The organism is Bradyrhizobium iriomotense, assembly GCF_018129405.1.
In the GTDB taxonomy this organism is placed as follows: domain Bacteria; phylum Pseudomonadota; class Alphaproteobacteria; order Rhizobiales; family Xanthobacteraceae; genus Bradyrhizobium; species Bradyrhizobium iriomotense_B.
The window spans coordinates 952,295-976,173 of sequence record NZ_JAFCLP010000001.1; the positions used below are offsets into that span (position 1 = coordinate 952,295).

The 23,879-nt window shown below is 65.2% G+C and carries 25 protein-coding genes and 1 riboswitch; of the genes, 17 read left to right on the top strand and 8 right to left on the bottom strand.

All coding sequences use genetic code 11. The features are described 5' to 3' along the window. Positions 1–273 precede the first annotated feature (273 nt). The 8 genes from JQ592_RS04075 (at position 274) to JQ592_RS04110 (ending at position 9,596) form a co-directional block, all read left to right on the top strand. On the top strand, positions 274–1,032 hold the full coding sequence (locus JQ592_RS04075) for an enoyl-CoA hydratase-related protein (RefSeq protein ID WP_211401616.1): 759 nt from the start codon (positions 274–276) through the stop codon (positions 1,030–1,032). A 175-nt stretch (positions 1,033–1,207) separates the two neighbouring features. Beyond that, a complete protein-coding gene (locus JQ592_RS04080; protein ID WP_211401617.1) occupies positions 1,208–2,863 on the top strand; it encodes a bifunctional metallophosphatase/5'-nucleotidase in 1,656 nt (551 codons plus the stop codon). Positions 2,864–2,998: 135 nt separating this feature from the next. After that, entirely contained in the window at positions 2,999–3,928 is a 930-nt protein-coding gene (locus tag JQ592_RS04085; RefSeq protein ID WP_008551228.1) for a histone deacetylase family protein, read from the top strand. A 74-nt stretch (positions 3,929–4,002) separates the two neighbouring features. Further along, on the top strand, positions 4,003–4,254 hold the full coding sequence (locus JQ592_RS04090; protein ID WP_018648646.1) for an exodeoxyribonuclease VII small subunit: 252 nt from the start codon (positions 4,003–4,005) through the stop codon (positions 4,252–4,254). Between the two features lie 586 nt (positions 4,255–4,840). Continuing rightward, on the top strand, positions 4,841–6,769 hold the full coding sequence (dxs, locus tag JQ592_RS04095; protein ID WP_211401618.1) for a 1-deoxy-D-xylulose-5-phosphate synthase: 1,929 nt from the start codon (positions 4,841–4,843) through the stop codon (positions 6,767–6,769). 193 nt (positions 6,770–6,962) lie between these two features. Then, a complete protein-coding gene (locus JQ592_RS04100; RefSeq protein ID WP_211401619.1) occupies positions 6,963–7,517 on the top strand; it encodes a nucleoside 2-deoxyribosyltransferase in 555 nt (184 codons plus the stop codon). Positions 7,518–7,621: 104 nt separating this feature from the next. Next, positions 7,622–8,356, top strand: a complete 735-nt coding sequence (locus tag JQ592_RS04105) for a TlyA family RNA methyltransferase (protein WP_211401620.1) — start codon at positions 7,622–7,624, stop codon at positions 8,354–8,356. Further along, complete coding sequence (locus JQ592_RS04110) at positions 8,349–9,596, top strand: class I SAM-dependent RNA methyltransferase (protein ID WP_211401621.1); 1,248 nt, start codon at positions 8,349–8,351, stop codon at positions 9,594–9,596. Before JQ592_RS04105 ends, JQ592_RS04110 begins: the two co-directional genes overlap by 8 nt. Before the next feature lie 5 nt (positions 9,597–9,601). Here JQ592_RS04110 and JQ592_RS04115 read toward each other — a convergent pair whose 3' ends face one another. After that, on the bottom strand, positions 9,602–10,204 hold the full coding sequence (locus JQ592_RS04115; RefSeq protein ID WP_211401622.1) for a hypothetical protein: 603 nt from the start codon (positions 10,202–10,204) through the stop codon (positions 9,602–9,604). A 211-nt stretch (positions 10,205–10,415) separates the two neighbouring features. On the opposite strand from JQ592_RS04115, the gene JQ592_RS04120 reads away from it, so the two are divergent. Further along, positions 10,416–11,474, top strand: coding sequence for a class I SAM-dependent methyltransferase (locus JQ592_RS04120; protein ID WP_211401623.1), 1,059 nt, complete (start codon positions 10,416–10,418; stop codon positions 11,472–11,474). A gap of 27 nt (positions 11,475–11,501) precedes the next feature. Here the strand turns inward: JQ592_RS04120 and JQ592_RS04125 are convergent, their stop codons facing one another. Then, the gene (locus JQ592_RS04125) at positions 11,502–11,885 is read right to left on the bottom strand and encodes a bleomycin resistance protein (protein WP_211401624.1); all 384 of its coding nucleotides are present in this window, start codon (positions 11,883–11,885) and stop codon (positions 11,502–11,504) included. 110 nt (positions 11,886–11,995) lie between these two features. Here JQ592_RS04125 and JQ592_RS04130 point away from each other — a divergent pair, with 110 nt between their 5' ends. Beyond that, positions 11,996–12,835, top strand: coding sequence for a nucleotidyltransferase domain-containing protein (locus JQ592_RS04130; protein ID WP_246820106.1), 840 nt, complete (start codon positions 11,996–11,998; stop codon positions 12,833–12,835). 40 nt (positions 12,836–12,875) lie between these two features. Here JQ592_RS04130 and JQ592_RS04135 read toward each other — a convergent pair whose 3' ends face one another. Further along, the gene (locus JQ592_RS04135; RefSeq protein WP_211401625.1) at positions 12,876–13,745 is read right to left on the bottom strand and encodes a DUF1194 domain-containing protein; all 870 of its coding nucleotides are present in this window, start codon (positions 13,743–13,745) and stop codon (positions 12,876–12,878) included. Positions 13,746–13,996: 251 nt separating this feature from the next. Further along, positions 13,997–14,072, top strand: a riboswitch (Fluoride riboswitch). Between the two features lie 89 nt (positions 14,073–14,161). On the opposite strand from JQ592_RS04135, the gene JQ592_RS04140 reads away from it, so the two are divergent. Genes JQ592_RS04140 through clpS form a run of 5 tightly spaced genes read left to right on the top strand, consistent with a single transcriptional unit; the run spans position 14,162 to position 16,905 of the window. Beyond that, positions 14,162–15,373, top strand: coding sequence for an MFS transporter (locus JQ592_RS04140; RefSeq protein ID WP_211401626.1), 1,212 nt, complete (start codon positions 14,162–14,164; stop codon positions 15,371–15,373). Positions 15,374–15,389: 16 nt separating this feature from the next. Then, the gene (crcB, locus tag JQ592_RS04145) at positions 15,390–15,779 is read left to right on the top strand and encodes a fluoride efflux transporter CrcB (protein ID WP_211401627.1); all 390 of its coding nucleotides are present in this window, start codon (positions 15,390–15,392) and stop codon (positions 15,777–15,779) included. 6 nt (positions 15,780–15,785) lie between these two features. After that, positions 15,786–16,211, top strand: coding sequence for a fluoride efflux transporter CrcB (gene crcB / locus JQ592_RS04150; RefSeq protein WP_211401628.1), 426 nt, complete (start codon positions 15,786–15,788; stop codon positions 16,209–16,211). A 2-nt stretch (positions 16,212–16,213) separates the two neighbouring features. Beyond that, on the top strand, positions 16,214–16,555 hold the full coding sequence (locus tag JQ592_RS04155; RefSeq protein ID WP_211401629.1) for a DUF190 domain-containing protein: 342 nt from the start codon (positions 16,214–16,216) through the stop codon (positions 16,553–16,555). Between the two features lie 44 nt (positions 16,556–16,599). Beyond that, positions 16,600–16,905, top strand: a complete 306-nt coding sequence (gene clpS, locus JQ592_RS04160) for an ATP-dependent Clp protease adapter ClpS (protein ID WP_018648662.1) — start codon at positions 16,600–16,602, stop codon at positions 16,903–16,905. 42 nt (positions 16,906–16,947) lie between these two features. Here clpS and JQ592_RS04165 read toward each other — a convergent pair whose 3' ends face one another. The 4 genes from JQ592_RS04165 to fabI form a co-directional block, all read right to left on the bottom strand. After that, positions 16,948–18,138 carry an adenylate/guanylate cyclase domain-containing protein gene (locus JQ592_RS04165; protein WP_211401630.1) on the bottom strand — a complete coding sequence of 397 codons (1,191 nt, stop codon included), beginning with the start codon at positions 18,136–18,138 and terminating at the stop codon, positions 16,948–16,950. Between the two features lie 119 nt (positions 18,139–18,257). Further along, positions 18,258–19,346, bottom strand: coding sequence for a chorismate synthase (aroC, locus tag JQ592_RS04170; protein ID WP_211401631.1), 1,089 nt, complete (start codon positions 19,344–19,346; stop codon positions 18,258–18,260). A 177-nt stretch (positions 19,347–19,523) separates the two neighbouring features. Beyond that, positions 19,524–20,123, bottom strand: coding sequence for a histidine phosphatase family protein (locus JQ592_RS04175; RefSeq protein ID WP_211401632.1), 600 nt, complete (start codon positions 20,121–20,123; stop codon positions 19,524–19,526). Between the two features lie 13 nt (positions 20,124–20,136). Next, positions 20,137–20,952 (bottom strand): enoyl-ACP reductase FabI, encoded by an 816-nt coding sequence (gene fabI / locus JQ592_RS04180; RefSeq protein WP_080135587.1) that lies wholly within the window; start codon positions 20,950–20,952, stop codon positions 20,137–20,139. Between the two features lie 172 nt (positions 20,953–21,124). Here fabI and JQ592_RS04185 point away from each other — a divergent pair, with 172 nt between their 5' ends. Together JQ592_RS04185 and JQ592_RS04190 are read left to right on the top strand one after the other, a co-directional pair. After that, entirely contained in the window at positions 21,125–21,613 is a 489-nt protein-coding gene (locus tag JQ592_RS04185; protein WP_011085414.1) for a sigma-70 family RNA polymerase sigma factor, read from the top strand. 106 nt (positions 21,614–21,719) lie between these two features. Continuing rightward, a complete protein-coding gene (locus JQ592_RS04190; protein WP_211401633.1) occupies positions 21,720–22,490 on the top strand; it encodes an anti-sigma factor family protein in 771 nt (256 codons plus the stop codon). A gap of 401 nt (positions 22,491–22,891) precedes the next feature. On the opposite strand, the gene JQ592_RS04195 is transcribed toward JQ592_RS04190, so the two are convergent. After that, a complete protein-coding gene (locus JQ592_RS04195) occupies positions 22,892–23,857 on the bottom strand; it encodes a DnaJ C-terminal domain-containing protein (protein WP_211401634.1) in 966 nt (321 codons plus the stop codon). Positions 23,858–23,879: the final 22 nt, after the last annotated feature.

The following is a 23,879-nucleotide window of genomic DNA, read 5'->3' on the forward strand; positions in this document are numbered from 1 at the left end:
ACGCGATCGTGCCTCACAACCACTGGTTTTTCAAACAAAACATTGTATCCATTTGTTGCAATGCGCAATGGAGCGTGCAAGACGATACAACCGGTGCGACCTGACGCGATGGGGTTCCTGGACGGAAGTTATGACAGCGGTGTCATCCGCCGGGCTCACGGAATCGCTTTCGAAAAGGTCGCGCGGGCGGATTGGCACGCCTGCAAGATGATGTAGGCTGATGTTTGCGAGACTCGCGGGCGACAAATGTCGCGACGGCGCAGGGGGGTTCTCATGCCGAATGGCAATGTCGTGGTCACCGAAGAGCGGGAGACGCGCGTGATCACCCTGCGCCGTCCGGGCAAGAAGAACGCGATCACCCAGGACATGTACCGGGAGATGAGCCGCGCGATCGACACCGCGCAGAACAATCCCGATATCCGCTGCATGATCATCACCGGCGGCTCCGGCGTGTTCACCGCCGGCGACGATATCGACGATTTTCTCCACGCCGACACGGCGCGCCCGGAGACGCTGTCGAACGGCGCCAAGTTTCTTTATTCGCTCGCCCTCAATACCAAGCCGATCATCGCCGCCGTGGACGGCGCATCGATCGGCATGGGCACCGTGATGCTGTTTCATTGCGACTACGTGCTCGCCTCGACAGCCGCGACATTCTCCGCGCCCTACATCAAGCTCGGGCTCGTGCCGGTCGGCGCGGCTAGCCTCTTGATGCCGAACACGATGGGATACCAGCGCGCCTTCGCGATGCTGGTGATGGGGCGGACCTTCTCCGCCGCGGAAGCCGCAGCCGCAGGCTTCGTCAACAGCGTGGTCTCGCCGGGACATACGGAAGTCGAGGCGCGCAAGGTGGCGCGCGAGATCTGCCGGCTTCCAGCCGAGGCGGTCGCGACCTCGCGCAAACTGCTGCGCACCCCGCCGGAGGAATTGACCCGCCGCATCGACCAGGAGGCCCATCTGTTCGGCGAGCGGTTGAAATCGGACGATGCGGTGGCGGCGTTCAATGCGTTTGCGAATAGGAAGAAGCGGTAGCAATTCGTCATTCCGGGGCGCGACGAAGTCGCGAGCTATGATGCGCAATTGCGCATCTGAGAATCCATCGGGCCGCAGAGTTTGTGGATGAATGGATCCCGGGTTCGCGCTATGCGCGCCCCGGAATGACGAGAAGCTTCGTGAAATCTTCGCGCGGAACGACTAGTCTCGTTCCATGCAATACCGATCCATCCTTGCCGTACTCGCGCTGACCTGCGCCCTCCCCGCCTCTGCACAGACCGCCGCACCCGTCGAGCTGCGCGTTCTCGCGATCAACGATTTCCACGGCAATCTGCGGCCGCCGCCGGGCGGCATCCGCATCAATGACCCCGAAGACAAGACCAGGAAGGTGATGGTCGCGGCCGGCGGCGCCGAGTACATGGCGACGCTGGTCAAGCAGTTGCGCGAAGGACACAAGAACACGATCTTCGTTGCCGCCGGCGATCTGATCGGGGCGAGCCCGTTCCTGTCGGCAATGTTCCACGACGAGCCTTCGATCGAATCGCTCTCGATGATGGGGCTTGCGATCACCTCGGTCGGCAATCACGAATTCGACGAGGGCAAGACCGAGCTGCTCAGGATGCAGAACGGCGGCTGCCATCCGCTCGACGGCTGCCAGGGCCCGCATCCCTTCACCGGCGCCAAATTCCACTATCTCGCAGCGTCCACGATCGAGACTACGACCGGCAAGAGCGTGCTGCCGCCCTACGAGATCAGGGAGTTCGAAGGCATCCCCGTCGCCTTCATCGGACTGACCTTGAAAGAGACCTCGGGCATCGTCTCGCCGTCAGGCATCGCCGGTCTCGAATTCCGCGACGAGGCCGAGACGGTGAATGCGCTGGTGCCGCAGTTGAAGGCGCGCGGCGTCGAGGCGATCGTGGTGCTGATCCACCAGGGCGGCGAACCCGCCGGCGACTACAACGAATGCCCCGCCATTACGGGACCCATCGTCGACATCGTGAAGAAGTTCGATCCTGCGGTCGACGTCGTCGTCAGCGGCCATACCCATCGCGCCTATGTCTGCGATATCGACGGGCGGCTCGTCACCAGCGGCGACAAATACGGCACGCTGGTCACGGCGATCGACCTCAAGCTCGATCCGGCAACGCGCGACGTCGTCGGCGCCAGGGGCGAGAACGTCATCGTCGCCAATGCCTCGCTGGCGAAGGACCCCGAACAGACCGCATTGATCGAGGCCTATGACAAGCTATCCGCGCCGATCGCCAACCGGCCGGCCGGATCGGTGACGCAGACGCTGTCGCGCGTACCGAACGAGGCCGGCGAAAGCGCGCTCGGCGATGTCATCGCGGATGCGCAGCTCGCAGCGACCAGGGACGCCAAGGATGGCGGCGCTGTCATCGCGCTCACCAATCCCGGCGGCATCCGCATCGATATCGTCCCGAAGGAGAACGGCGCGATAACGTTCGGCGATGTCTTCGCCAGCCAGCCCTTCCGCAACCGCCTCGTCACCATGACGCTCACGGGCAGCCAGCTCAAGGACATGCTGGAACAGCAATGGCTCGATCCGAAACGGCCGCGGATCCTGCAGGTGTCGAACGGGTTCAGCTATACCTGGGACAGCTCGAAGCCGTTCGGCGAGCGCGTGATGGCGGAGAAGATGACGCTCAACGGCAGGCCGATCGAGGCTGGGACCGGCTACCGCGTCACCCTCAACGATTACCTCGCCGTCGGCGGCGACGGATTCACGGTCGCCAAGCAGGGCTCGGCGCCGCAATATGGCGGCTACGACGCCGACGCGCTGTTCACTTTTTTCCGGGCGCACGGGCCGATCGGCCCGCTGCCTCCGACTCGCATCCTGCGTGTGAATTGATCCGGATCAAACGGGCCGGAACGGGACAACCCTTTGCCATTCCCGTCCAAGCGCATAGATTGGGTTTGGCATTGCGTTTTGACGCCGGATGCGTCAAGCGACGTCAAGAGCCCGTATCCCCATGAGGCCGACCTGATGAGCACGCTTCTCCTGTCCCACAAGGCTTGCCTCGACCACGTCACGCCGCCGGGACACCCCGAAAGACCGGACCGGCTGCGCGCGGTGGAGGAAGCGCTGTCGCACGAGCGTTTCCAGTTTCTCGTCCGCGACCAGGCGCCGGAGGGCGATCTCGACCTCGTCACGCTGTGCCACAACGAGCATTACGTCACCGAGCTGCGCCACATCGCGCCGACCAGCGGCCAGGTCTATATCGACGGCGACACCTCGATGTCCCCGGGCACGTGGGAGGCGGTGATGCGCGGCGTCGGCGGCGCGGTGGCGGCGACCGAAGCCGTGATGGCGGGCGAGCACCGCAACGCTTTCGTCGCGGTGCGCCCGCCGGGCCATCACGCCGAGATCGGCAAGCCGATGGGCTTCTGCTTCTTCGACAATGTCGCGATCGCCGCGCGCCATGCGCAGCGCAAATACGGCATCAAGCGCGCGGCCATCGTCGATTTCGACGTGCATCACGGCAACGGCACGCAGGACATCTTCTGGTCGGACCCGACCGTGATGTACTGCTCGACGCATCAGATGCCGCTGTTTCCGGGCACCGGCGCCAAGAGCGAACGCGGCGACCACGACACCATCGTCAACGCGCCGCTGGCGTCAGAAGACGGCGGCCCCGAATTCCGCTCCGCGTTCGAGAATTTGATCCTTCCGCAGCTCGAAAAATTCAGCCCCGAGCTGCTCATCATCTCGGCGGGCTTCGATGCGCATTACCGCGACCCGCTGGCCTCGCTGAATTTGCGCGCGGAGGATTATGCCTGGGTGACGCGCAAGCTGATGGACCTCGCCGACAAGTCCGCCGGGGGACGCGTTGTCTCGGTGCTCGAGGGCGGCTATGACCTGCAAGGACTGAAAGAATCTGTTACGGCGCATGTCGGCGCCCTGATGGGCGCTTGAAGACGCCCGCCACATTAAGCCCGCAAAACCCGCCTTCACTCCAGGGAAAGCGAATCGGGCAATCGGAAACGGATATGGCCGAAAATACCCAAATCGACGTCTCCAGGCTCACCTTCGAGCGCGCGATCGAGGAACTCGAAACGATCGTGAAGCGGCTCGAAGACGGCAAGGTGCCGCTCGAGGAATCCGTGACGATCTACGAGCGTGGCGAGGCCCTGAAGCGCCGCTGCGAGGAACTGTTGCGCCAGGCCGAGGCCCGCGTCGACAAGATCACCACCGATGCCAGCGGCCAGCCCACCGGAACCGCACCGCTCGACGTCCAGTAAGGCCGACCGACGGTCAGGCCCCGGTTTCGGGCATCTGAAGCCTGCATTTTTTCATGATTGCACGCCGCTGATTCCCTCACGCGGGGGCGGACACGGGCAAGGATCAGGGAACTCTCCCCCGAGGGCCGCTCGGCCCTCGAATCCGCCAAAATGGCCCTCGCTCCCGGCAAAAAATACTGCCGCGGAACCGGGCAAGACTGGAACCCGCCACCGGCGCCACGATTAACCACTTTGGCCCGGGGGTTGCACGTGCATGCCCGTAATCGGCCCAGCGGGTTGGCTTTGGCCCAAGCTTTGGTGTAAAGCTGCGCGGAGTGTGGCTTTTTGTAAGCCTTGCGTGGGCACTGATTACCAACGACAAGCGCTTCAAATTGCTAATGAAATTGGCTGGGACGGACGAAGCCGATCTAAGTGACAGGGATCACAGAGACTGAACCGGAGCGCACCTAAGCTCACCTAAGCTTGAAGACGGGGCCTTGGCCCATGCAGGTGGCTCCGACGGTTTAAGGACTCGCGCTGCGCCGATATTGTGCAAACCCATCGCGCACCGGAACGAACTTCCGGCGCTGACAAATTGGAAATCGCCGTGAACGCATACAGTAAGACGCCGCTTCTCGACACCATCCGGACGCCGGAAGACCTGCGCAAGCTCAAGATCGAGCAGGTTCGCCAAGTCGCCGACGAGCTGCGGCAGGAGACCATCGATGCCGTCTCGGTGACCGGCGGTCACTTCGGCGCGGGCCTCGGCGTGGTCGAGCTCACCACCGCGATCCATTACGTCTTCGATACGCCGCGCGACCGCCTGATCTGGGACGTCGGCCACCAGGCCTATCCGCACAAGATCCTCACCGGCCGGCGCGACCGGATTCGCACGCTGCGCACCGGCGGCGGCCTGTCCGGCTTCACCAAGCGCAGCGAGAGCGATTACGATCCGTTCGGCGCAGCGCATTCCTCAACCTCGATCTCCGCCGGTCTCGGCATGGCCGTGGCGCGCGACCTCTCCGGCGGCAAGAACAACGTTATCGCCGTCATCGGTGACGGTGCGATGTCGGCGGGCATGGCCTATGAGGCCATGAACAATGCGGGTGCGATGAACTCGCGCCTGATCGTCATCCTCAACGACAACGACATGTCGATCGCGCCGCCGGTCGGCGCCATGAGCGCCTATCTGTCGCGCCTCTACTCCGGCAAGACCTATCGCACGCTGCGCGATGCCGCCAAGCAGATCAACAAGCGCCTGCCAAAAATCCTCGCCAACCGCGCCAACCGCGTCGAGGAATATTCGCGCGGCTTCATGATGGACGGCGGCACGCTGTTCGAGGAGCTCGGCTTCTATTACGTCGGCCCGATCGACGGCCATAACCTCGATCACCTCCTGCCCGTGCTGAAGAACGTCCGCGACATGGAGACCGGCCCGATCCTGGTCCACGTCGTGACGCAGAAGGGCAAGGGCTACGGCCCGGCGGAAGCTTCCGCCGACAAATATCATGCGGTGGTCAAGTTCGACGTCGCCACCGGCACCCAGGCGAAAGCAAAACCGAACGCGCCGGCCTACCAGAACGTGTTCGGCCAAAGCCTCGTCAAAGAAGCCGAGAAGGACGACAAGATCGTCGCCATCACCGCGGCGATGCCGTCCGGCACCGGCGTCGACATCTTCAACAAGGCCTTCCCGGACCGCACCTTCGACGTCGGCATCGCCGAGCAGCACGCGGTGACTTTCGCCGCCGGTCTTGCCAGCGAAGGCTACAAGCCGTTCTGCGCGATCTACTCGACCTTCCTGCAGCGCGGCTACGACCAGATCGTGCACGACGTCGCGATCCAGAACCTGCCCGTCCGCTTCGCCATCGACCGCGCCGGCCTCGTCGGCGCCGACGGCGCGACGCATGCCGGCTCGTTCGACAACGCCTATCTCGGCTGTCTGCCCAACATGGTGATCATGGCGGCGGCGGACGAGGCCGAGCTCGTGCACATGGTGGCGACCCAGGTCGCGATCGACGACCGTCCGAGTTCGCTGCGCTATCCGCGCGGCGAAGGCCGCGGCATCGAGATGCCCGAGGTCGGCATTCCGCTCGAGCTCGGCAAGGGCCGCATGATCCGCCAGGGCAGCAAGATCGCCCTGCTCTCGTTCGGCACCCGCCTTGCCGAATGCGAGAAGGCGGCCGACGAGCTCGCCGCGCACGGCCTGTCGACCACGATCGCGGATGCGCGCTTCATGAAGCCGCTCGACACCGAGCTGGTGCTCAAGCTCGCCCGTGACCACGAGATCCTGATCACGATCGAGGAAGGCTCGGTCGGCGGCTTCGGCTCGCATGTCGCGCAGTTCCTGACCGACCAGGGCGTGCTCGACACCGGCATGGTCAAGTTCCGTTCGATGGTGCTGCCCGACGTGTTCCAGGACCACGACACCCCGGCCGCGATGTACGGCCGCGCCGGTCTCGACGCCAAGGGCATCGTCGCCAAGGTGTTCGAAGCGCTCGGCAAGGACGTGAAGACCGAGACGGTCAAGCTCGCCTGATCGTCATACGGGCACTGAACCCACCTCTCCCATCGGGAGAGGTCGGATCGCGCAAGCGATCCGGGTGAGGGGTTCAGGTCCCACGTGAGAGCGTAACCCCTCACCCGCGCCTTCGGCGCGACCTCTCCCGATGGGAGAGGTTTGGCACCGCCGACGCCGCGGCAAACGCGATGCCTCTTCGATCGGTAGTCCCATGAAGATCTATCTGGCAGGCCCCGACGTGTTCCTGCCGGACGCCATTGAGATCGGCCGGCGCAAGGTGAATATCTGCGCTGGCTTCGGGCTCACCGGCCTCTATCCGCTCGACAACGCCGTCGACCTCACCGCGCCTGACGCCTCGCGGCAGATCTTCTGCGGCAACGAGGCGATGATGGACGCGGCCGATGCCATCATCGCCAACCTCACCCCGTTCCGCGGCGCCGGCGCCGATCCCGGCACCGTCTACGAGCTCGGCTACATGGCCGGCCGCCGCAAATTCTGCCTGGCCTATTCCAACGATGGCGCCGTCTATGCCGACCGTGTCGGTCGCTTCATGGAGGTCACCTCCGAGGACGGGCGGCTGGTCGATGCGCAGGGGCTGACGGTCGAGGATTTCGGCCTCGTCGACAACCTCATGATGATCCATGCGCTGGAGCTGCACGGCTGCCCGCTGGTGACGCCGGCCACGATGCCGATCGACGTCTGGCGCGATCTCGCCGCGTTCGAGGCTTGCGTCCGGATGGCGGCCGCGCGATTGATCGCTAAATAAGCGCTAGAGCATGATCCGGACCCGAAGGGCCGCGTTAGCGCAAAGTGTGCAGCGGTTTTCCGATAAGATCATGCTCAAGTAATCAGTCGCTTCCGGAGAAATCGATGTCCCCTGCCCGCAAGCGCGCGGATGTTCTGCTGGTCGAGCGCGGCCTGTTCGAGAGCCGGGCGCGGGCGCGCGCGGCCATCGAAGCCGGCCTCGTCACGGCCGATGACAAGCAGGTTTCAAAACCGTCGGAGACGATCGCCGAGGATGCGGTGATCCAGGCCGAGCCGGCGCACCCCTATGTCTCGCGTGGCGGCGTCAAGCTCGCGGGCGCGCTGGAGCGCTATCCGATCGAGATCGAGGACCATGTCTGCCTCGACGTCGGCGCTTCCACCGGCGGTTTCACCGAGGTGCTGCTGGCGAACGGCGCGAGCCTCGTGTTCGCGGTCGACGTCGGCACCAGCCAGCTGCATCCCTCGCTGCGCGGTCATCCCAAGATCGTGTCGATGGAGGAGACCGACATCCGCGCCTATGAAGGCAAGCGCCTGCCGGCGCGGCCCGATATCGTGGTCATCGACGTCAGCTTCATCTCGCTGAAGACGGTGCTGCCGGTGGCGCTGTCGCTGGCGGCGGCACCGATGAGCCTGCTGGCACTGATCAAGCCGCAATTCGAGGCTGACAGGAAGCACAACAAGAAGGGCATCATCCGCGACGCCGCGGTGCATCAGGAGATCTGCGACGACATCGCGGCGTTCGCAGCCTCGCTCGGCTGCACCGACATCGAGGTGTTCCCCTCGTCGATCACGGGCGGCGACGGCAACATCGAATTCTTCCTGGGCGCGCGCCGTGGTTGAGCGCTTGACGATCGATCACGTCGGCCATCGCGGCGACGGCGTCTCGCTCACGACGGGCGATGCGGTCTACGTGCCCTACGCGCTTCGAGGCGAGACGGTCGAAGTCGATCACGTCGCGGGCCACCATCCCGACCGCCGCAAGCTGCTGGCGGTCGACGTCGCGAGCCCCGAGCGTATCGAGCCGTTCTGTCCGCATTTCGGCGTCTGCGGCGGCTGCGCCATACAGCACTGGGCCGCTGAGCCCTATCATGCGTGGAAGCGTGGCATCGTGGTCGAGACGCTGGCGCAGGCCGGCCTCGATTGCGAGGTGGCGCCGCTGGTCGACGCCCATGGCGCGGGGCGCCGGCGCGTGACGCTGCATGGCCGCTTCGGCACGCATGACGTCCTCAAGGTCGGATTCTCGGCGACGAGCTCGCATGACGTCATCCCGATCCATCGCTGCCCGATCCTCGATCCCGCACTCGAGGGCGCACTCGATGCGGCCTGGGCTATCGCAGAGCCGCTGACGTCCAGGATGCCGGTGACCAAGCCGCTCGACATCCAGGTCACCGCCACCGTCAACGGCCTCGACGTCGACGTGCGCGGCTCCGGCCCTCTGCCGACGCCGCTCGTCACGGCCCTGTCGCGCGTCGCCGAGCAGCATCGCTTGGCGCGGCTGACGCGGCATGGCGAGCTGGTGCTGCAGCGTCTCGTGCCAACCGTAAGGATGGGCCGTGCCGAGGTGACACTGCCGCCGGGCTCGTTCCTGCAAGCCACCGTCGCAGGCGAAGAGACGCTCGCTGCGCTGGTCGCCGAGCGCGTCGGCAAGGCCAAGGAGGTCCTCGACCTCTTCTGCGGCGTCGGGCCGTTTGCGCTACGGCTTGCCGAGAAGGCGCGCGTCACCGCCTATGACAGCGACGCCGGCGCAGTCGGAGCGCTCGCAAAGGCATCGCGCACGCCGGGGCTCAAGCCAATCAGGTGCGAGCCGCGCGACCTGTTCCGCCGCCCCCTGGTGCCGCCGGAGCTGCGCGACTTCGACGCCGTGGTGTTCGATCCCCCGCGCCAGGGCGCGCAGGCGCAGGCGCTGAAGCTCGCCGCGAGCAAGGTGCCCGTCGTCGTCGCGGTGTCATGCAACGTTGCGACCTTCGCCCGCGACGCGCGATTGCTGATCGACGGTGGTTACAAGATGGACGCCGTGGTGCCGGTCGACCAGTTCCGTCACACGCCGCATGTCGAGCTGGTGGCGAAGTTCACGCGCTGATTTTTCTAGCGCCGCAGCCCGCTCAGCGCCGGTGACTCGCCGGGCAGCATGTTCGATCTGATATCGCTGTCCATCCGGCCCGAATCCTGCTGAATGAACCCGGCCCCGAACGACAGGCTGAGGTTGGAGGTCGGCTTGAACTCGACGCCCGCAAATGCGCTGTATCCCGGCGCGGCGCTAGACGTCAGCGGCGCAATCGAGCTGCCGATGCCGTTGCCGTATTTCAGCGTGTCGAAACCGGCAAAGAACGTGACGGGCAAGCCGCCCGCGGTCTTGGTGTTGTAGCCGAACTGCGTGCTGTCATAAGAGAGCGCGCTGAAGTTGCCGGCTAGGCCCGTCTGGCTGAGGCCGCTCCAATTGAGGTTGCCACGCTGGCTGCCGACGAAGAAGCCGTTCGCAAAGTTGGTGCGCCCGCCGGCGTCGGCGGCATTGAAGCCCGAAAAATTGCCGTAGGTGTCGGAGCTCTGGCCATCGCTGCCGCCATAACCGAAGGCCCCACCCGGGATCCAATACCTCAGAGGTGCGACTTGCGCATGAGCGGGGGCACCGCAGAAGCAGAGCATCGCAAAGAGAGTTGCAAGACCACGGGAACGTGCAGGGCTGGGCATTCAGGCTACCGACAAGAAGTGCGTAAATTATACGCCCGGGAGCGTGCGAATACCAGCGACGCGGTGCCGGCGATGCGCCATCCAGTTCCCGATCACCTCTTCCTGACGCATTGAACCTCCTCTGTGACGGATTGACCCATTTAAAGGGGCGCAAGCCCGCGCTTTGATTGCGCAGACCTTTGAAAATGCCCGACATTGCATGGAGGCTGTCATGGAGGTCAATTCCGACAAGTTGAATGCCTTTATGGGCAAGATGATCACCGAGGTGGGGGCGGCGATGAACGCATCGCTGGTCCTGCTGGGCGACAAGCTCGGCCTGTACCGCACCCTCGCCGCCAAGGGACCGATGAACTCCGCCGAGCTCGCCAGCGCCACCGGGACGGCGGAGCGTTATGTCCGCGAATGGCTCGCAAGCCAGGCGGCATCCGGCTACGTCGAATATGACACCGCTTCCGGAAAATTCTCGATGCTGCCGGAGCAGGCGATGGCGCTCGCCGACCAGGACAGCCCGGTGTTCCTCGGCGCGGTCGGCAATGTCATTGCCGCGGCGTTTCTCGACGAGCCGAAGGTCACGGACGCGTTCAAGACCGGCAAGGGTGTCGGCTGGAACCGGCGCAGCGAGTGCCTGTTCTGCGGCACCGCCCGCTTCTTCCGCACCGGCTACATGCATCATCTGGTGCAGGAGTGGCTGCCTGCGCTCGACGGCGTCGTGGACAAGCTGAAGCGTGGTGCCAAGGTCGCCGATGTCGGCTGCGGCCACGGCGTCTCGACACGGCTGATGGCGGAGGCCTTCCCGAACTCGCGCTTCTACGGCTTCGACTATCACGAGGGCTCGATCGAGGCCGCGCGGAAGGGAGCCAACGAGGCCAAACTCGGCGACCGGGTCAGCTTCGCCGTCCACTCGGCCAAGTCCTATCCAGCCGAGGGCTACGATCTCGTCTGCTTCTTCGATTGCCTGCACGATATGGGCGATCCCGTCGGCGCCATCAGCCACGTGCGCGAGACCATGGACAAGGACGGCACCTGCATGCTGGTCGAGCCGTTCGCGGGCGACCGTCTCGAAGACAATCTCAATCCGGTCGGCCGCGTCTACTATGCAGCCTCAACCATGATCTGCACGCCGGCCTCGCTCGATCAGGAGGTGGGCCTGGCGCTGGGTGCACAGGCGGGCGAAGCGCGGCTGCGCAAGGTCGCGCGCGAGGGCGGCCTGTCGCGCTTCCGCCGCGCCGCCGAGACGCCGTTCAATCTGATCCTCGAGGCGCGGATCTGATTCACGCTGGGCGCGCGGCCGACGATGTTAGGCCGCCGCGTCCGTCCCCGTCCCGAAGGTGAGCTGGTTGCCGTCCGCATCGACGGCGTCGAAATCGCGCATGCCGTAATCGCGGACCTCCGGCTCGTTGAGCAGCTTCGCGGCGCGTGCCGACACCTCGGCATAGAGCTGGTCGACGTCGCGGACGAAGATGCAGATGGCGCCATGGCCGGGCAAACGTTTGGTCTGACTTGCTGCGAGCAAATGCAGGGCGACCTCGTCGCGGCAGAGGCAGGCATAGGACAGCGGCTGGCCGTATTCGAACGTGACCTCGAAGCCGAGAACGTCGCGGTAATAGGCTAGGCTTGCAGCAATGTCGGAGACGACGAAGACGGTGGCCGCGCCGGCCATCATCGGACGATTGTCGGTCATTGCAGCCTCCTCGCATCGCGAGCCCGTCTTCCGACGCAGACTAGCATGCGACCACGAGGTCTTGCATCGCCCTTCCCGCAACGTAAGCTCGGCCGCCGAACAAGGCGGCGATGGTCCCGACCATGACACACGATCCGCTCCTGTCGCACCTGACATCCGCCTTGGCCGCGGTGCCGGGCGTTTCGGCCATCGTGCTCGGCGGCTCGCGTGCGCGCGGCAGTGCGCATGCCACGTCCGACTACGACATCGGACTGTATTTCTCCGCGGCGAGCCCCCTCGATACGGATCGGTTACTGGCGGCTGCAAAAGCGATCGCCGACGATCCCGACACCACGGCCGTGACGGCGATCGGCGAATGGGGACCGTGGATCGTCGGCGGCGCGTGGCTGGTGGTCGGGGGACACAAGGTCGATCTGCTCTACCGCAATGCCGACGCGGTCGAGGCAGTGATGGAATCATGCCGCGCCGGCGTTGTCAGCATGGATTATCAGCCCGGACATCCGCACGGCTTCTGCTCGGCGATCTGGATGGGCGAAATCGCCTATGCCGAGCCGCTTCACGACCCCGCGCACCTGATTGCGCGCCTGAAGTCGCTCGCCCTTCCCTATCCGCGACCGCTGCGCGAAGCGCTGATCCAGCGCTTCCGCTGGGAGATCCTGTTCAGCATCGAGAATGCCCAACTGGCCGGGCTGCGTGAGGAGCAGAACCATGTCGCTGGCTGTGCCTACCGGGCGCTCGCTTGCGTTGCACAGGTCCTGTTCGCGATCAACGAGCGATATCTCATCAACGAGAAGGGAGCACTGCAGGAGGCCTCGCAATTTCAGGTGACGATCCCCGATCTTGTGGAAGAAGTCGCAACGATATGGCGACGCATCGGGGCCAAGGCGTACGGTTCAGCGCTGACGCACCTGCGCAGGATCGAGCAGGAACTCGGCTTGCTGGAGGTATAAGCCGGTCGGGCAACGGCCGCCCCTCGACCCGCCGTCGCGATCAGCGCCCCCAGCGGTCGGACCAGATCTTCTCGCCGATCAGGCAATTGACGCGCGGCTCCTTGTCCTTGTCGGCAACGCGCACCACGGGGCGCTCCGGCGTGCGGCCGGCAACCTCCATCAGCAGCTTGGTGCGGATCGCCTCCTTGAACTTGTCGCGGTCCTTGATCGCGATGACGAAGGAGCCGGGACCGCCGACGACGCAGTCCTCGTAATAGTAGTCGAGATTGTCGATATCCATGGTCGAATAGGACGGCTCCTTGACCATGATCGGCAGGCCGTTGATGACGATGCCCTTCTCGAGCGCGGCATCGCGCGCCACCGTGACCGGGCCGCCATTGTTGTTGGGACCATCGCCAGAGATGTCGATGACGCGGCGCAGGCCCCGATAGGGATCCTCGTCGAACAGCGGCATCGCGAAGGTGATCGCGCCGGAGATCGAGGTGCGCGAGGCGCGCCGGATCGGCGTCTTCATGATCTCGGCGGCAACCGCGTCCGCGGTCTCCGGTCCGTCGACCAGCCGCCAGGGAATGATGATCTTCTGGTCGGTGGAGGCGGCCCATTCGAAATAGGTCACCGCGATCCGGCCATTCGGACCCATCTTCAGCGCCTGGAGAAATTCCTTCGACTGGATCGCCTGCGCGTAGCCCTCGCGCTGGATCGCCAGTTCGTCCATGTCCATGGAGTAGGACACGTCGACCGCGAGGATCAGCTCGACATCGACCGTCTGCGCATCCTTGTCCGCCGCCAGCCGCTGCGGCTCGCTCCTGGGCGGTTCAAACTTCGGCCCTGGTGCAGCTAAGCCCGCGACGTCCCCCCCGGCAAGCACGCCGGCCACCAGCACAGCCCCGATCGAGAACAGCAAGCGCATCGCAGTCTCCCGTCGTATGACGCGATGGTGACATGCAATCGCCTTGCCGCAAAGTGCGAAGATCGCTTGCGCTTCACATTCGAGTGCATCGCTGCCGCGCGTTGCCGTCGTTTGGCCACGGCGCTGACACGGGAACGCGCGCGATCGCTCGCGCAGTCCGCAGCTCGCGAAGCGAGAACCCCGGAATGACAGGTGCCGGTGGAGACACGCCCCCGCCCACTTGTCCGGCGCGATTTCCATGCTAGGCTGACCGCACAGATGGGGATGGAGTCCCCCGACAACCGCCCGGCGGCTTGACCGTAGTGGGCTGATGACTCCTGCTTGAGGTGGGGCAATCATTGAGCCTCCGCCTTTGGCGGGAGCATGGACAAACCCGCCGATGGCGGGTTTTTTGTTGCCTGAACGAAGGAGAAGGCGTGGCGACGACGACACCGAGTGCTGCACGTAGCGGGCTGCCCAGGGGAATCTGGGTGCTCGGCTTCGTCTCGATGCTGATGGACATCTCCTCCGAGATGATCCACGCGCTGCTGCCGGTCTATCTCGTCACCGTGCTCGGGGCGTCCACGCTCACGGTCGGCTTCATCGAGGGCATTGCGGAGGCCACCGCCTCGATCATCAAGATCTTCTCCGGTGCACTGTCGGACTGGCTCGGCCGCCGCAAGCTGCTCGCCGCGCTCGGCTACGGGCTCGCCGCGCTGACAAAACCGCTGTTCCCGCTCGCGCCCAGCGTCGGATGGCTGGTTGCGGCGCGCTTCATCGACCGCGTCGGCAAGGGCATCCGCGGCGCACCCCGCGATGCGCTGATCGCCGATATCGCGCCTGTCGGCCTGCGCGGCGCGAGCTTCGGCTTGCGCCAGTCGCTCGACACCATCGGCGCCTTCGTCGGGCCGCTGGTCGCGATCGGCCTGATGTGGTGGACGGCGGACAATTTTGCCCTCGTGTTCTGGTTCGCCGTGCTGCCGGCCTTCCTCTCATTCGGCCTGATCGCCTTTGGCGTCAACGAGCCGGAGCCGGACCCGAACCGGGAGCCAGCGAAGAATCCGCTCAATCTCGCCGCGATGCGGCAGCTCGGATCGGTGTACTGGCGCGTCGTCGCGGTCGGCGTGGTGTTCACACTCGCCCGCTTCAGCGAGGCCTTCCTGATCCTGCGCGCGCAAAATATCGGCCTCAATGCGATGTGGGTGCCGGCGGTGCTGGTGCTGATGAACATCGCCTACGCGCTCTCGGCGTATCCGGCCGGCGTGCTGTCGGACCGGATCAACCGGACTGGCCTGCTCGCTGTTGGTCTGCTCTTGCTCGCCGGGGCCGACCTTGCACTCGCGCTGCTGCCGAACCTTGGTGGCCTCGCGCTCGGTGTCGTGCTGTGGGGACTGCATATGGGACTGACGCAGGGCCTGCTCTCGGCGCTCGTCGCCGACGCCGCCCCGCCGAGCCTGCGCGGCACCGCATTCGGCTATTTCAACCTGTTCACGGGCCTCGCCCTGCTGGCGGCGAGCGTGATCGCCGGCGCGCTGTGGGACGCCTATGGCCCGGCCGGCACGTTCCTGGCCGGGCTCGGCTTCGCGCTGGTGTCGCTCGCGGGGCTGTGCGCCATCGGCAACGGGCTCGCAACGGAGGGCAAGCGATGACGGGAGGCGGTTCATCGTGCTGAGCGGAGTGCTTGCAATCATGATCGGCAGCGTGCTGGGCGGCTGCGCGCGCTACTTCGTCTCCGGCGCGATCGCCCGGCGGCTGGGCGAGACGTTTCCATGGGGCACCATGACCATCAACGTCACCGGCGCCTTCCTGATCGGCATTCTTGGCGCACTGGCGACGCATCCGGGCTCGGTCTTCGCCGCGCCCAATCCCTGGCTGTTCGCGGTGACCGGATTCCTCGGCTGCTACACCACGGTGTCCTCGTTCAGCCTGCAAACGCTGACGCTCGCCCGCAACGGCGAGCCCCTGCATGCGCTCGGCAATGTCGCCGCCTCGGTCGGACTGTGCCTCACGGCCGTGACTTGCGGCTTCCTCCTTGCCGATCGTTTGGGGGGCTAGAGGCTGATGAGCTCCCCTTCCACCGACCGCTGGCGCAGTGCGGTGCTCTATGCCTGGGTTTCCTTCGGAAGCATCCTCGGCGGACTCGCGCGCTATTTCGTTTCCCTTCTGCTCGACACCGGGCCCGGCTTTCCCACCGCAACGCTGTTCATCAATGCCACGGGCTCGCTGATCATCGGCTTCTATGCGACGCTGACCGGCCCAGACGGTCGCGTGCTCGCGCGCCCGGAGCACCGGCAATTCGTCATGACCGGGTTCTGCGGCGGCTACACCACCTTCTCGGCCTTCAGCCTGGAAACCTTCCGCCTGTTCCATGGCGGCATGAAATACACCGCGCTCGTCTATGTCGCAGCATCAGTCATCTGCTGGCTGGTGTCCGTGTGGCTCGGGCATATGATGGCGAGCCGCTACAACCGCTTGACGAGGAGTTGACCATGCAAATCCCCAATCAGGCAGTTTCGCTCCGCATCTTCATCGGCGAGAGTGACCATTATGACGGCAAGCCGCTTTATGAAGCGATCGTGATCAGGGCGCGCGAGCTGCACCTCGCCGGCGCCACCGTGCTGCGCGGTCCCATGGGATTCGGCAAGTCGAGCCGGCTGCACACCTCGAAAATCCTGCGCCTCTCGGAAGACCTGCCGCTGCTGATCGAGATCGTCGACAGCGAGGACAACATCAATGCATTCCTGCCCATCCTGGACGGCATGATGTCGAGCGGGCTGATCACCTTGGAGAAGGTGCAGGTCCTGCAATATGGTGAGAAGGCCGCGAGCTGATCGCTCCGGCCGGAAACCCGAGCCCGCCGTGTCCAGGAGGCGGAATGAACGACACCGTCACCAAGCCGAAAACCAGGACCAAGACCAAGGTCGAGCGGCCGAAGCTGCACAAGGTCATCCTGATCAACGACGACTACACGCCGCGCGAATTCGTCACCATGGTGCTGAAGGCCGAATTCCGCATGACCGAGGATCAGGCCTACAAGGTGATGATCACCGCACACAAGTTAGGGACCTGCGTGGTCGCCGTGTTCACCAAGGACGTCGCCGAGACCAAGGCGACGCGCGCCACCGACGCCGGCCGCGCCAAGGGCTATCCGCTGCTGTTCACGACCGAGCCGGAGGAATAGGGCTTCATCGTGCGACGATGAATGGCCTTCAGTCAGTGCGCATCACGCCATCACCACCGGCGTCTCCTCCCCGAGCCCGTAGACGCGCTGCGCCTTGGAAAATCCGGCGATCGGAAATTCGCCGAGCGCGCGCCAGTCGTGGCGGCAGGCATTGGCAAAGACTTCGGAGACCACGACGGTGCGCCCGAGCCGACCCGCGATCTTCTCCAGCCGCGCGGCGAGATTGACGGCGGGGCCGATGCAGGTGAAGTCGAGCCGGTTGCCGCCGCCGATATTGCCGTAGAGAATGTTGCCGACATGCAGCGCGACGCCGAAGCGGAAGCGCTCGATGATGTCGCCGACCGGAAAGGCGAGCGCTTCGACGCTGGCGCGGGACTCGCGCGCGGCCTCCAGCACGCGCGCGCAGACATGGGCGGCATCGCCGACATATTCGTCGATCGGGAACACCGCGAGCAGGCCATCACCCATGAATTTCAGCACTTCGCCGCCATGACCGCGGATCGCGGTGACCTGGCAATCGAAATACTGGTTGAGGATGTCGACCACGGTCTCGGCGGGCAGCCGGTCCGACAGCGCGGTGAAGCCGCGCAAATCCGAGAGCCAGATCGCGGCCTGCATGGTGTCGTTGTGGCCGCGGCGGATCTGGCCGCCGAGGATGCGCGCGCCGGCGCGGTTGCCGACATAGGTGTCGAGCAGCATCTCGGCAGTGCGGCGCAGGCTGATGATCTCGGCGACGCGCGCGAGCGGCGTCACGATGGAACGGATTGCCGCGATGTGGTCGTCGCTGAAGCCGCCGGGATGCCGTGTCACCCAGCTGGTCGCATGGACCGAGCCGTCGAGAAACGGCATGGGCACTGCGATATAGTCGGTCGCCCCTTCGGCTCGCATGTCGTCGAGAAACGGAAACCGCTCGTTGTCGCGACCGTCGATGCGTCCCCGGACCTCAAGTCCCTGCTCGAACACGATCCGAAGCGGGCTCTTGGCAAATTCGGGCGTCTCCAGGATCTCGAAATCGACGGAGCCGATCTCGACCTCCTCACCCTGCCGCCAGATGAAGTTGCGGCCGAAGATCTCCGGATGCAGCGTGCGGATGAAGATGCCGAAGCGCCACAGCGGCAGGCCGGCCTCGACCAGATGCTCGCAGACGTCGGCGATCATCTCGGCCGGGGTCCCGGACGACCTCGCGCCGTCGATCAGCCAGTTGGTGATGCGCTGGAGCTCGGAGGTTTCCATGCCCGCATTTGCGGACGAAGTTGCAGCGCCGTCAAGCTGCGCGGTGGGCTAGTACCGCGGCATTATAGCTGGCGCATAATCTTTTCGGAAAACCGCTTCACACTTTTCCGGATCACGCGCTAGCGCCCGACCTGCCCGCGATCCCGAATGAAATGATCCGCCAGCACGCAGGCCATCATGGCTTCGCCGACCGGGACGGCGCGGATGCCGACGCAGGGGTCGTGGCGGCCCTTGGTGAATATCTCGGTATCAGTGCCCTTGCGGTCGACGGTGAGACGCGGCTGGAGGATCGACGAGGTCGGCTTCACCGCAAAGCGCACCACAATCGGCTGTCCCGTGGAGATGCCGCCCAGAATGCCGCCGGCATGGTTGGAGAGGAAGCGCGTGCCGTCATTGCCGGTGCGCATCTCGTCGGCGTTCTCCTCGCCGGTGAGTTCGGCGGCGCCAAAGCCGGCGCCGATCTCGACGCCCTTCACCGCGTTGATGGTCATCATCGCGCCGGCAAGATCGGAATCGAGCTTTGCGTAGATCGGCGCACCTAAGCCGGCCGGCACGCCCTCGGCGACGATCTCCAGCACTGCACCGATCGAAGAGCCGCTCTTGCGGATGCCGTCGAGATAGGTCTCGAAGAAGGCGGCCTTGTCCTTGTCCGGGCAGAAGAACGGATTCTTGGCGACCTCGTCCCAGTCCCACTTCGCGCGGTCGATCTTGTGCGGGCCGATCTGCACCAGCGCGCCGCGCACCTTGACGTCGGGCAGCACCTTTCGCGCGATCGCGCCGGCGGCAACGCGCATCGCAGTCTCGCGCGCCGAGGAGCGGCCGCCGCCGCGATAGTCGCGCAGGCCGTATTTCGCCTCATAGGTGAAGTCGGCATGACCCGGGCGAAACTTGTCCTTGATCTCGGAATAGTCCTTCGAGCGCTGGTCGGTGTTCTCGATCAGGAGGCCGATCGGCGTGCCCGTCGTCACCTGCACGCCGGTCTCCGGATGCGCCATCACGCCGGAGAGGATTTTCACCTGGTCCGGCTCCTGGCGCTGGGTGGTGAAGCGCGACTGGCCGGGACGGCGGCGGTCGAGATCACGCTGGATGTCGGCCTCGGTGAGCGGGATCATGGGCGGGCAGCCGTCGACCACGCAGCCGATCGCCACCCCGTGGCTCTCGCCGAAGGTGGTGACGCGGAACATGTGGCCGAAGGTGTTGAAGGACATCGCCGAACTGCCGCCTAGCGCTGACGTTTTACAAACGTTGTTTGTCAACGTCGTAGCGCCGCGGAGCACTGGGTTCAACCCTAGTTCCGTCATTCCGGGGCGATGCAGAGCATCGAACCCGGAATCTCGAGATTCCGGGTTCGCCCTGCGGGCGCCCCGGAATGACAATGGGTGGGCTTAACTGAACTTCTCCAGCCGCCCGTCGCGGAACACGTAGACGGCGCCCTGCTCGATATAGAGTTCGGCGGCGCTGGCGGGGGTCTCCAGCCCCAAGGACACCATCAGCGCCCGGCAGGTCCCGCCATGGGCGACCGCGACGGTGTCGGTCCGGAGCTGGTCGTACCATGCGCGCACGCGGACCTGCACGTCGGCATAGGTCTCCCCGCCCGCCGGCCCGACTGTCCATTTGTCCGCGAGGCGCCTCGCATAGATATCGGGATCGGCGGCTTCGCTCTCGGCCAATGTCAGCCCTTCCCAGGTGCCGTAGCCGATCTCGCGCAGGCGATCGTCGAGCGCATAATCAGCCACCGGCAGCTCGAGCTTGCCGCGTGCGAGTTCCATGGTCTGGCGTGCGCGGCCGAGCGGGCTCGACACGTAGGGCAGCGCGGCCTTGTCGCGCCCGTCACGCTTGAAGAGATCGGCCAGCACGCCGCCGGCCTGCACAGCCTGGCTGCAGCCGCGCGCATTCAGCGGAATGTCCCTGGTGCCCTGAAGCCTGCCGAGCGCATTCCACTCGGTCTCGCCGTGGCGAAGGTAATAGATCGTAGGCACGGCCATTCCGGGTGAGATGTCAGTCCTTGCCGCCGAGCGAAATGTCCGGCGCGTCCGGCCGCTTCATGCCGAGTACGTGATAGCCGGAATCGACGTGATGCACCTCGCCGGTGACGCCGCGCGAGAGGTCGGAGAGGAAATACAGCGCGCTGCCGCCGACGTCTTCGGTGGACACGTTACGCCGCATCGGCGCGTTGGTCTCGTTCCACTTCAGGATATAGCGGAAATCGCCGATGCCAGAGGCGGCAAGCGTCTTGATCGGCCCTGCCGAGATCGCGTTGACGCGGATGTTCTTCTCGCCGAGATCGGCGGCGAGATAGCGCACGCTGGCTTCCAGCGCCGCCTTGGCAACGCCCATCACGTTGTAATGCGGCATCCACTTCTCGGCGCCGTAGTAGGAGAGCGTGATCAGCGAGCCGCCATCGGTCATCAGCTTCTCGGCGCGCTGCGCCACCGCCGTGAACGAGTAGCAGGAGATCAGCATCGACTTCGAAAAATTCTCCTGCGTGGTGTCGACGTAGCGGCCGTCGAGCTGCTCGCCATAGGCGATCGCGTGCACCAGGAAGTCGATCTTGCCCCACTTCTCCTTCAGCACCGCGAAGGCCGCGTCGATGGTCGCAGCATCGGTGACGTCGCAATGGCCGAGCACGAGGCCGCCGATCTCGGCGGCGAGCGGCTCGACGCGCTTCTTCAGCGCATCGCCCTGATAGGTGAAGGCGAGCTCGGCGCCGGCGGCGTGGCATGCCTTCGCAATGCCCCAGGCGATCGAGCGGTTGTTTGCAACGCCGAGGATCACCCCGCGCTTGCCTTGCATCAGACCTGAATTCTGCGCCATTTTTGAACGTCCCGTCGAGCTCTCGTTGAGGTCTGGAGGTACACCAGCCCTCCCCTGCGGTACAGCCCTAATACGCGGCGTTAACGCTGTTTCGAGCGCCGGAATAGCCGTTCCATTCGGGTGTTATGATCGTTGAGGCGCTCGCGCCGGACACCAGGACGTCAAGACGGCAATGAGTGCGTTTCGCCAGAGTGTTGAAGCCATGATCCCGGCGTTGCGCCGCTACGCCCGCGCGCTGACGCGCGATGCGGATGCGGCCGACGATCTGGTGCAGGACACTTTGGTGCGTGCGCTCCGTTCGGAGCGCCTGTTTCTCGGCGGCGACGTCAGGAGCTGGCTCTACACGATCCTGACCAACCTCAACAAGAACCGGCGGCGCTCGCTGGCAAGACGGCCGCAATTCATGCAGCTGACGGAGAACAACCCCGACGCCAGCGGGACCGAAGCGGAGGGACGCGACATCGAGAAGGCGCTGGCAACACTGGTCGAGGAGCAACGCTCGGTGCTGCTGCTGGTGATGCTGGAGGGCATGAGCTACCGCGAGGTCGCCGACATCCAGGGCGTGCCGATCGGCACCGTGATGTCGCGCCTGGCACGGGCGAGAGCCCACGTGAAAGCCTCGCTGGAGGGTGAGCGCCCGGCGCTCAGGCGGGTGAAATGATGGCCGGTTTGATGCATCGAATAATGTCCGCCCGCAGCCTGACGGTGAAGCGGGTGAAGTTGAGCAACGAAGGATATTTTGGGCCACAGAGCCAGAGACGACCGATATGAACGACCGCAACATTCCCATTACCGAGGACGAGCTCCACGCCTATGTCGACGGCGAGCTGCCGGCCGAGCGACGCGCCGACGTCGAGGCCTGGCTTGCCGCCCACCCCGACGATGCCGAGCGGGTGCAGTCCTGGCAGACCATGGCCGAGATGCTGCACGCCCGCTACGATTCCGTCGCCCAGGAGCCGGTGCCGGCACGGCTCGAGCTCGAGCGGCTGGAGCGCCGTCCCCGGCAATGGTTCTATGGCGCCGCCGCGGCCGTGCTGGTGGCCTTCGTCGCCGGCGGCAGCGCCGGCTGGGTGGCGCATGGCGCCGCCAACGCGCCTTCGACCTTCCAAAGCTTCACGGCGGACGCGCTCGACGCCCACCGCCTCTATGTCGTCGAGGTGCGCCATCCCGTCGAGGTCGGCGGCAACGAGCGCGATCATTTGCAGGCCTGGCTGACCAGGCGCTGCGGCTGGACCGTGTTCGCGCCGAATTTGGAGGCGAGCGGACTGAAGCTGGTCGGCGGCCGGCTTCTGCCGGGGCCGAACGGACCGGCGTCGTTCCTGATGTATGAGGGCGCCTCGGGGGAGCGGTACACGATCTACTCCGCCAAGACCGAGAATGGTGCAACGCAAATGCGCTACGCCAGGACGGACAAGGACGGTGCGTTGTTCTGGGCCGAGCGCGGCGTCGGCTATGTCGTCAGCGGCGGCGGTGATCGCGACCGGCTGACCAAGGTGGCGCAGGCCGTGTACGACCAGGCAGAGAAAAACGGCACCTAGACAACTGCACAAGCGCGGTGCCTCGATTCCGTCATTGAAAATTTGGAATCAGGACATGGACGCGTCTCATTATCGCACCGGGTGTTCACGCGATTATGAGTGGCGTTCGATCCGCCGATCGACGCGGGCGGCCTCGATTGGGGTTTTTGGTACCGCGCTGGTCCCCCTCTCGAGGCCGCACCTTTTTATCGGCTGCCCCGCCGGACAGCCGACACGTCGAGACCATGAAGCGCTACCACGCCTCAGGCATATGATGAGCGTCATCTCCTGGACGACGCCTTAAGCCTCTAGGAAAACCCCTTCAGTTCGATCTCGCCCTAAAGCGCGATGGCTCGCGCTTTAGCTCCTTGTTTGCGCATGATCTTTCCGGAAAACCGCTACGCACTTTTCCGGATCATGCTTTAGCCAAGCCCGCTACGTGGATTGTAGGGGTGTTGGTCCCGCCACTTCTCCATCAATGCTTCAAGCTCGGCGTCGTTCCCGTCCGGTAGCATAATCCTGATGGTCACCAAGAGATCCCCGGTTCCACCAGATTTCGGCAAGCCCTTACCCTTGAGACGGAAGGTCCGGCCGCTGGAGGTGTTCTTGGGGACCGACAGCTCCACGGCATTGCCGAGGGTGGGCACGCGGACCTTGGCCCCGAGCACCGCCTCATAGAGCGTGACCGGCAGGTCGATCCTGAGGTCTGAACCCTCGACCTTGAAGAACGGGTGCGGCGCGATGCTGATGGTGATCAGGAGATCGCCGGGCGCATGGCCCTGGGCGCTCTCGCCCTGCCCCCGCAGCCGGATCTGCTGGCCCTCGGTGACGCCGGCCGGGATCTTGACGTTGAGCTCCTTGCCGGTCGGCAGCCGGACACGCTTCTCGCCACCCTTGACCGCCTCTTCCAGCGAGACGGACATGGCAACGTTGACGTCGAGATCGAGCCCGATCCCGCCGGTGTCGAATTCGAACTGGGCACCGCCGCCGGCCCCGGGGCGCGCACCGCGCATCCCGCCGCCGAACATGCTGTTGAGGATGTCCTCGAACGCGCCGCCGCCGCCCGGGCCGCCCGCACCGCCACTCCGGAACGTATAGCTCTCGAACCCGCCGGGACCCGCGCGACCGCGCGGCCCGCCGCCGCCCGGAAAGCCCTGGAAGCGCGGCTTGCCCTCGGCGTCGATCTCGCCGCGGTCGAACTGCTTGCGCTTGTCCTCGTCGCCGATGATCTCGTTGGCCGAGTTGATCTCGGAGAAGCGCTCGGCAGCCTTCGGGTCGCCCTTGTTGCTGTCGGGATGATGCTTCTTGGCAAGCTTGCGATAGGCGCTCTTGATCGCGGCAGCGTTGGCGCTCCGCGGCACCCCCAAGACCTCATAGGGGTCGCGCATCCGTCACGTCTCCTTCAAGAAT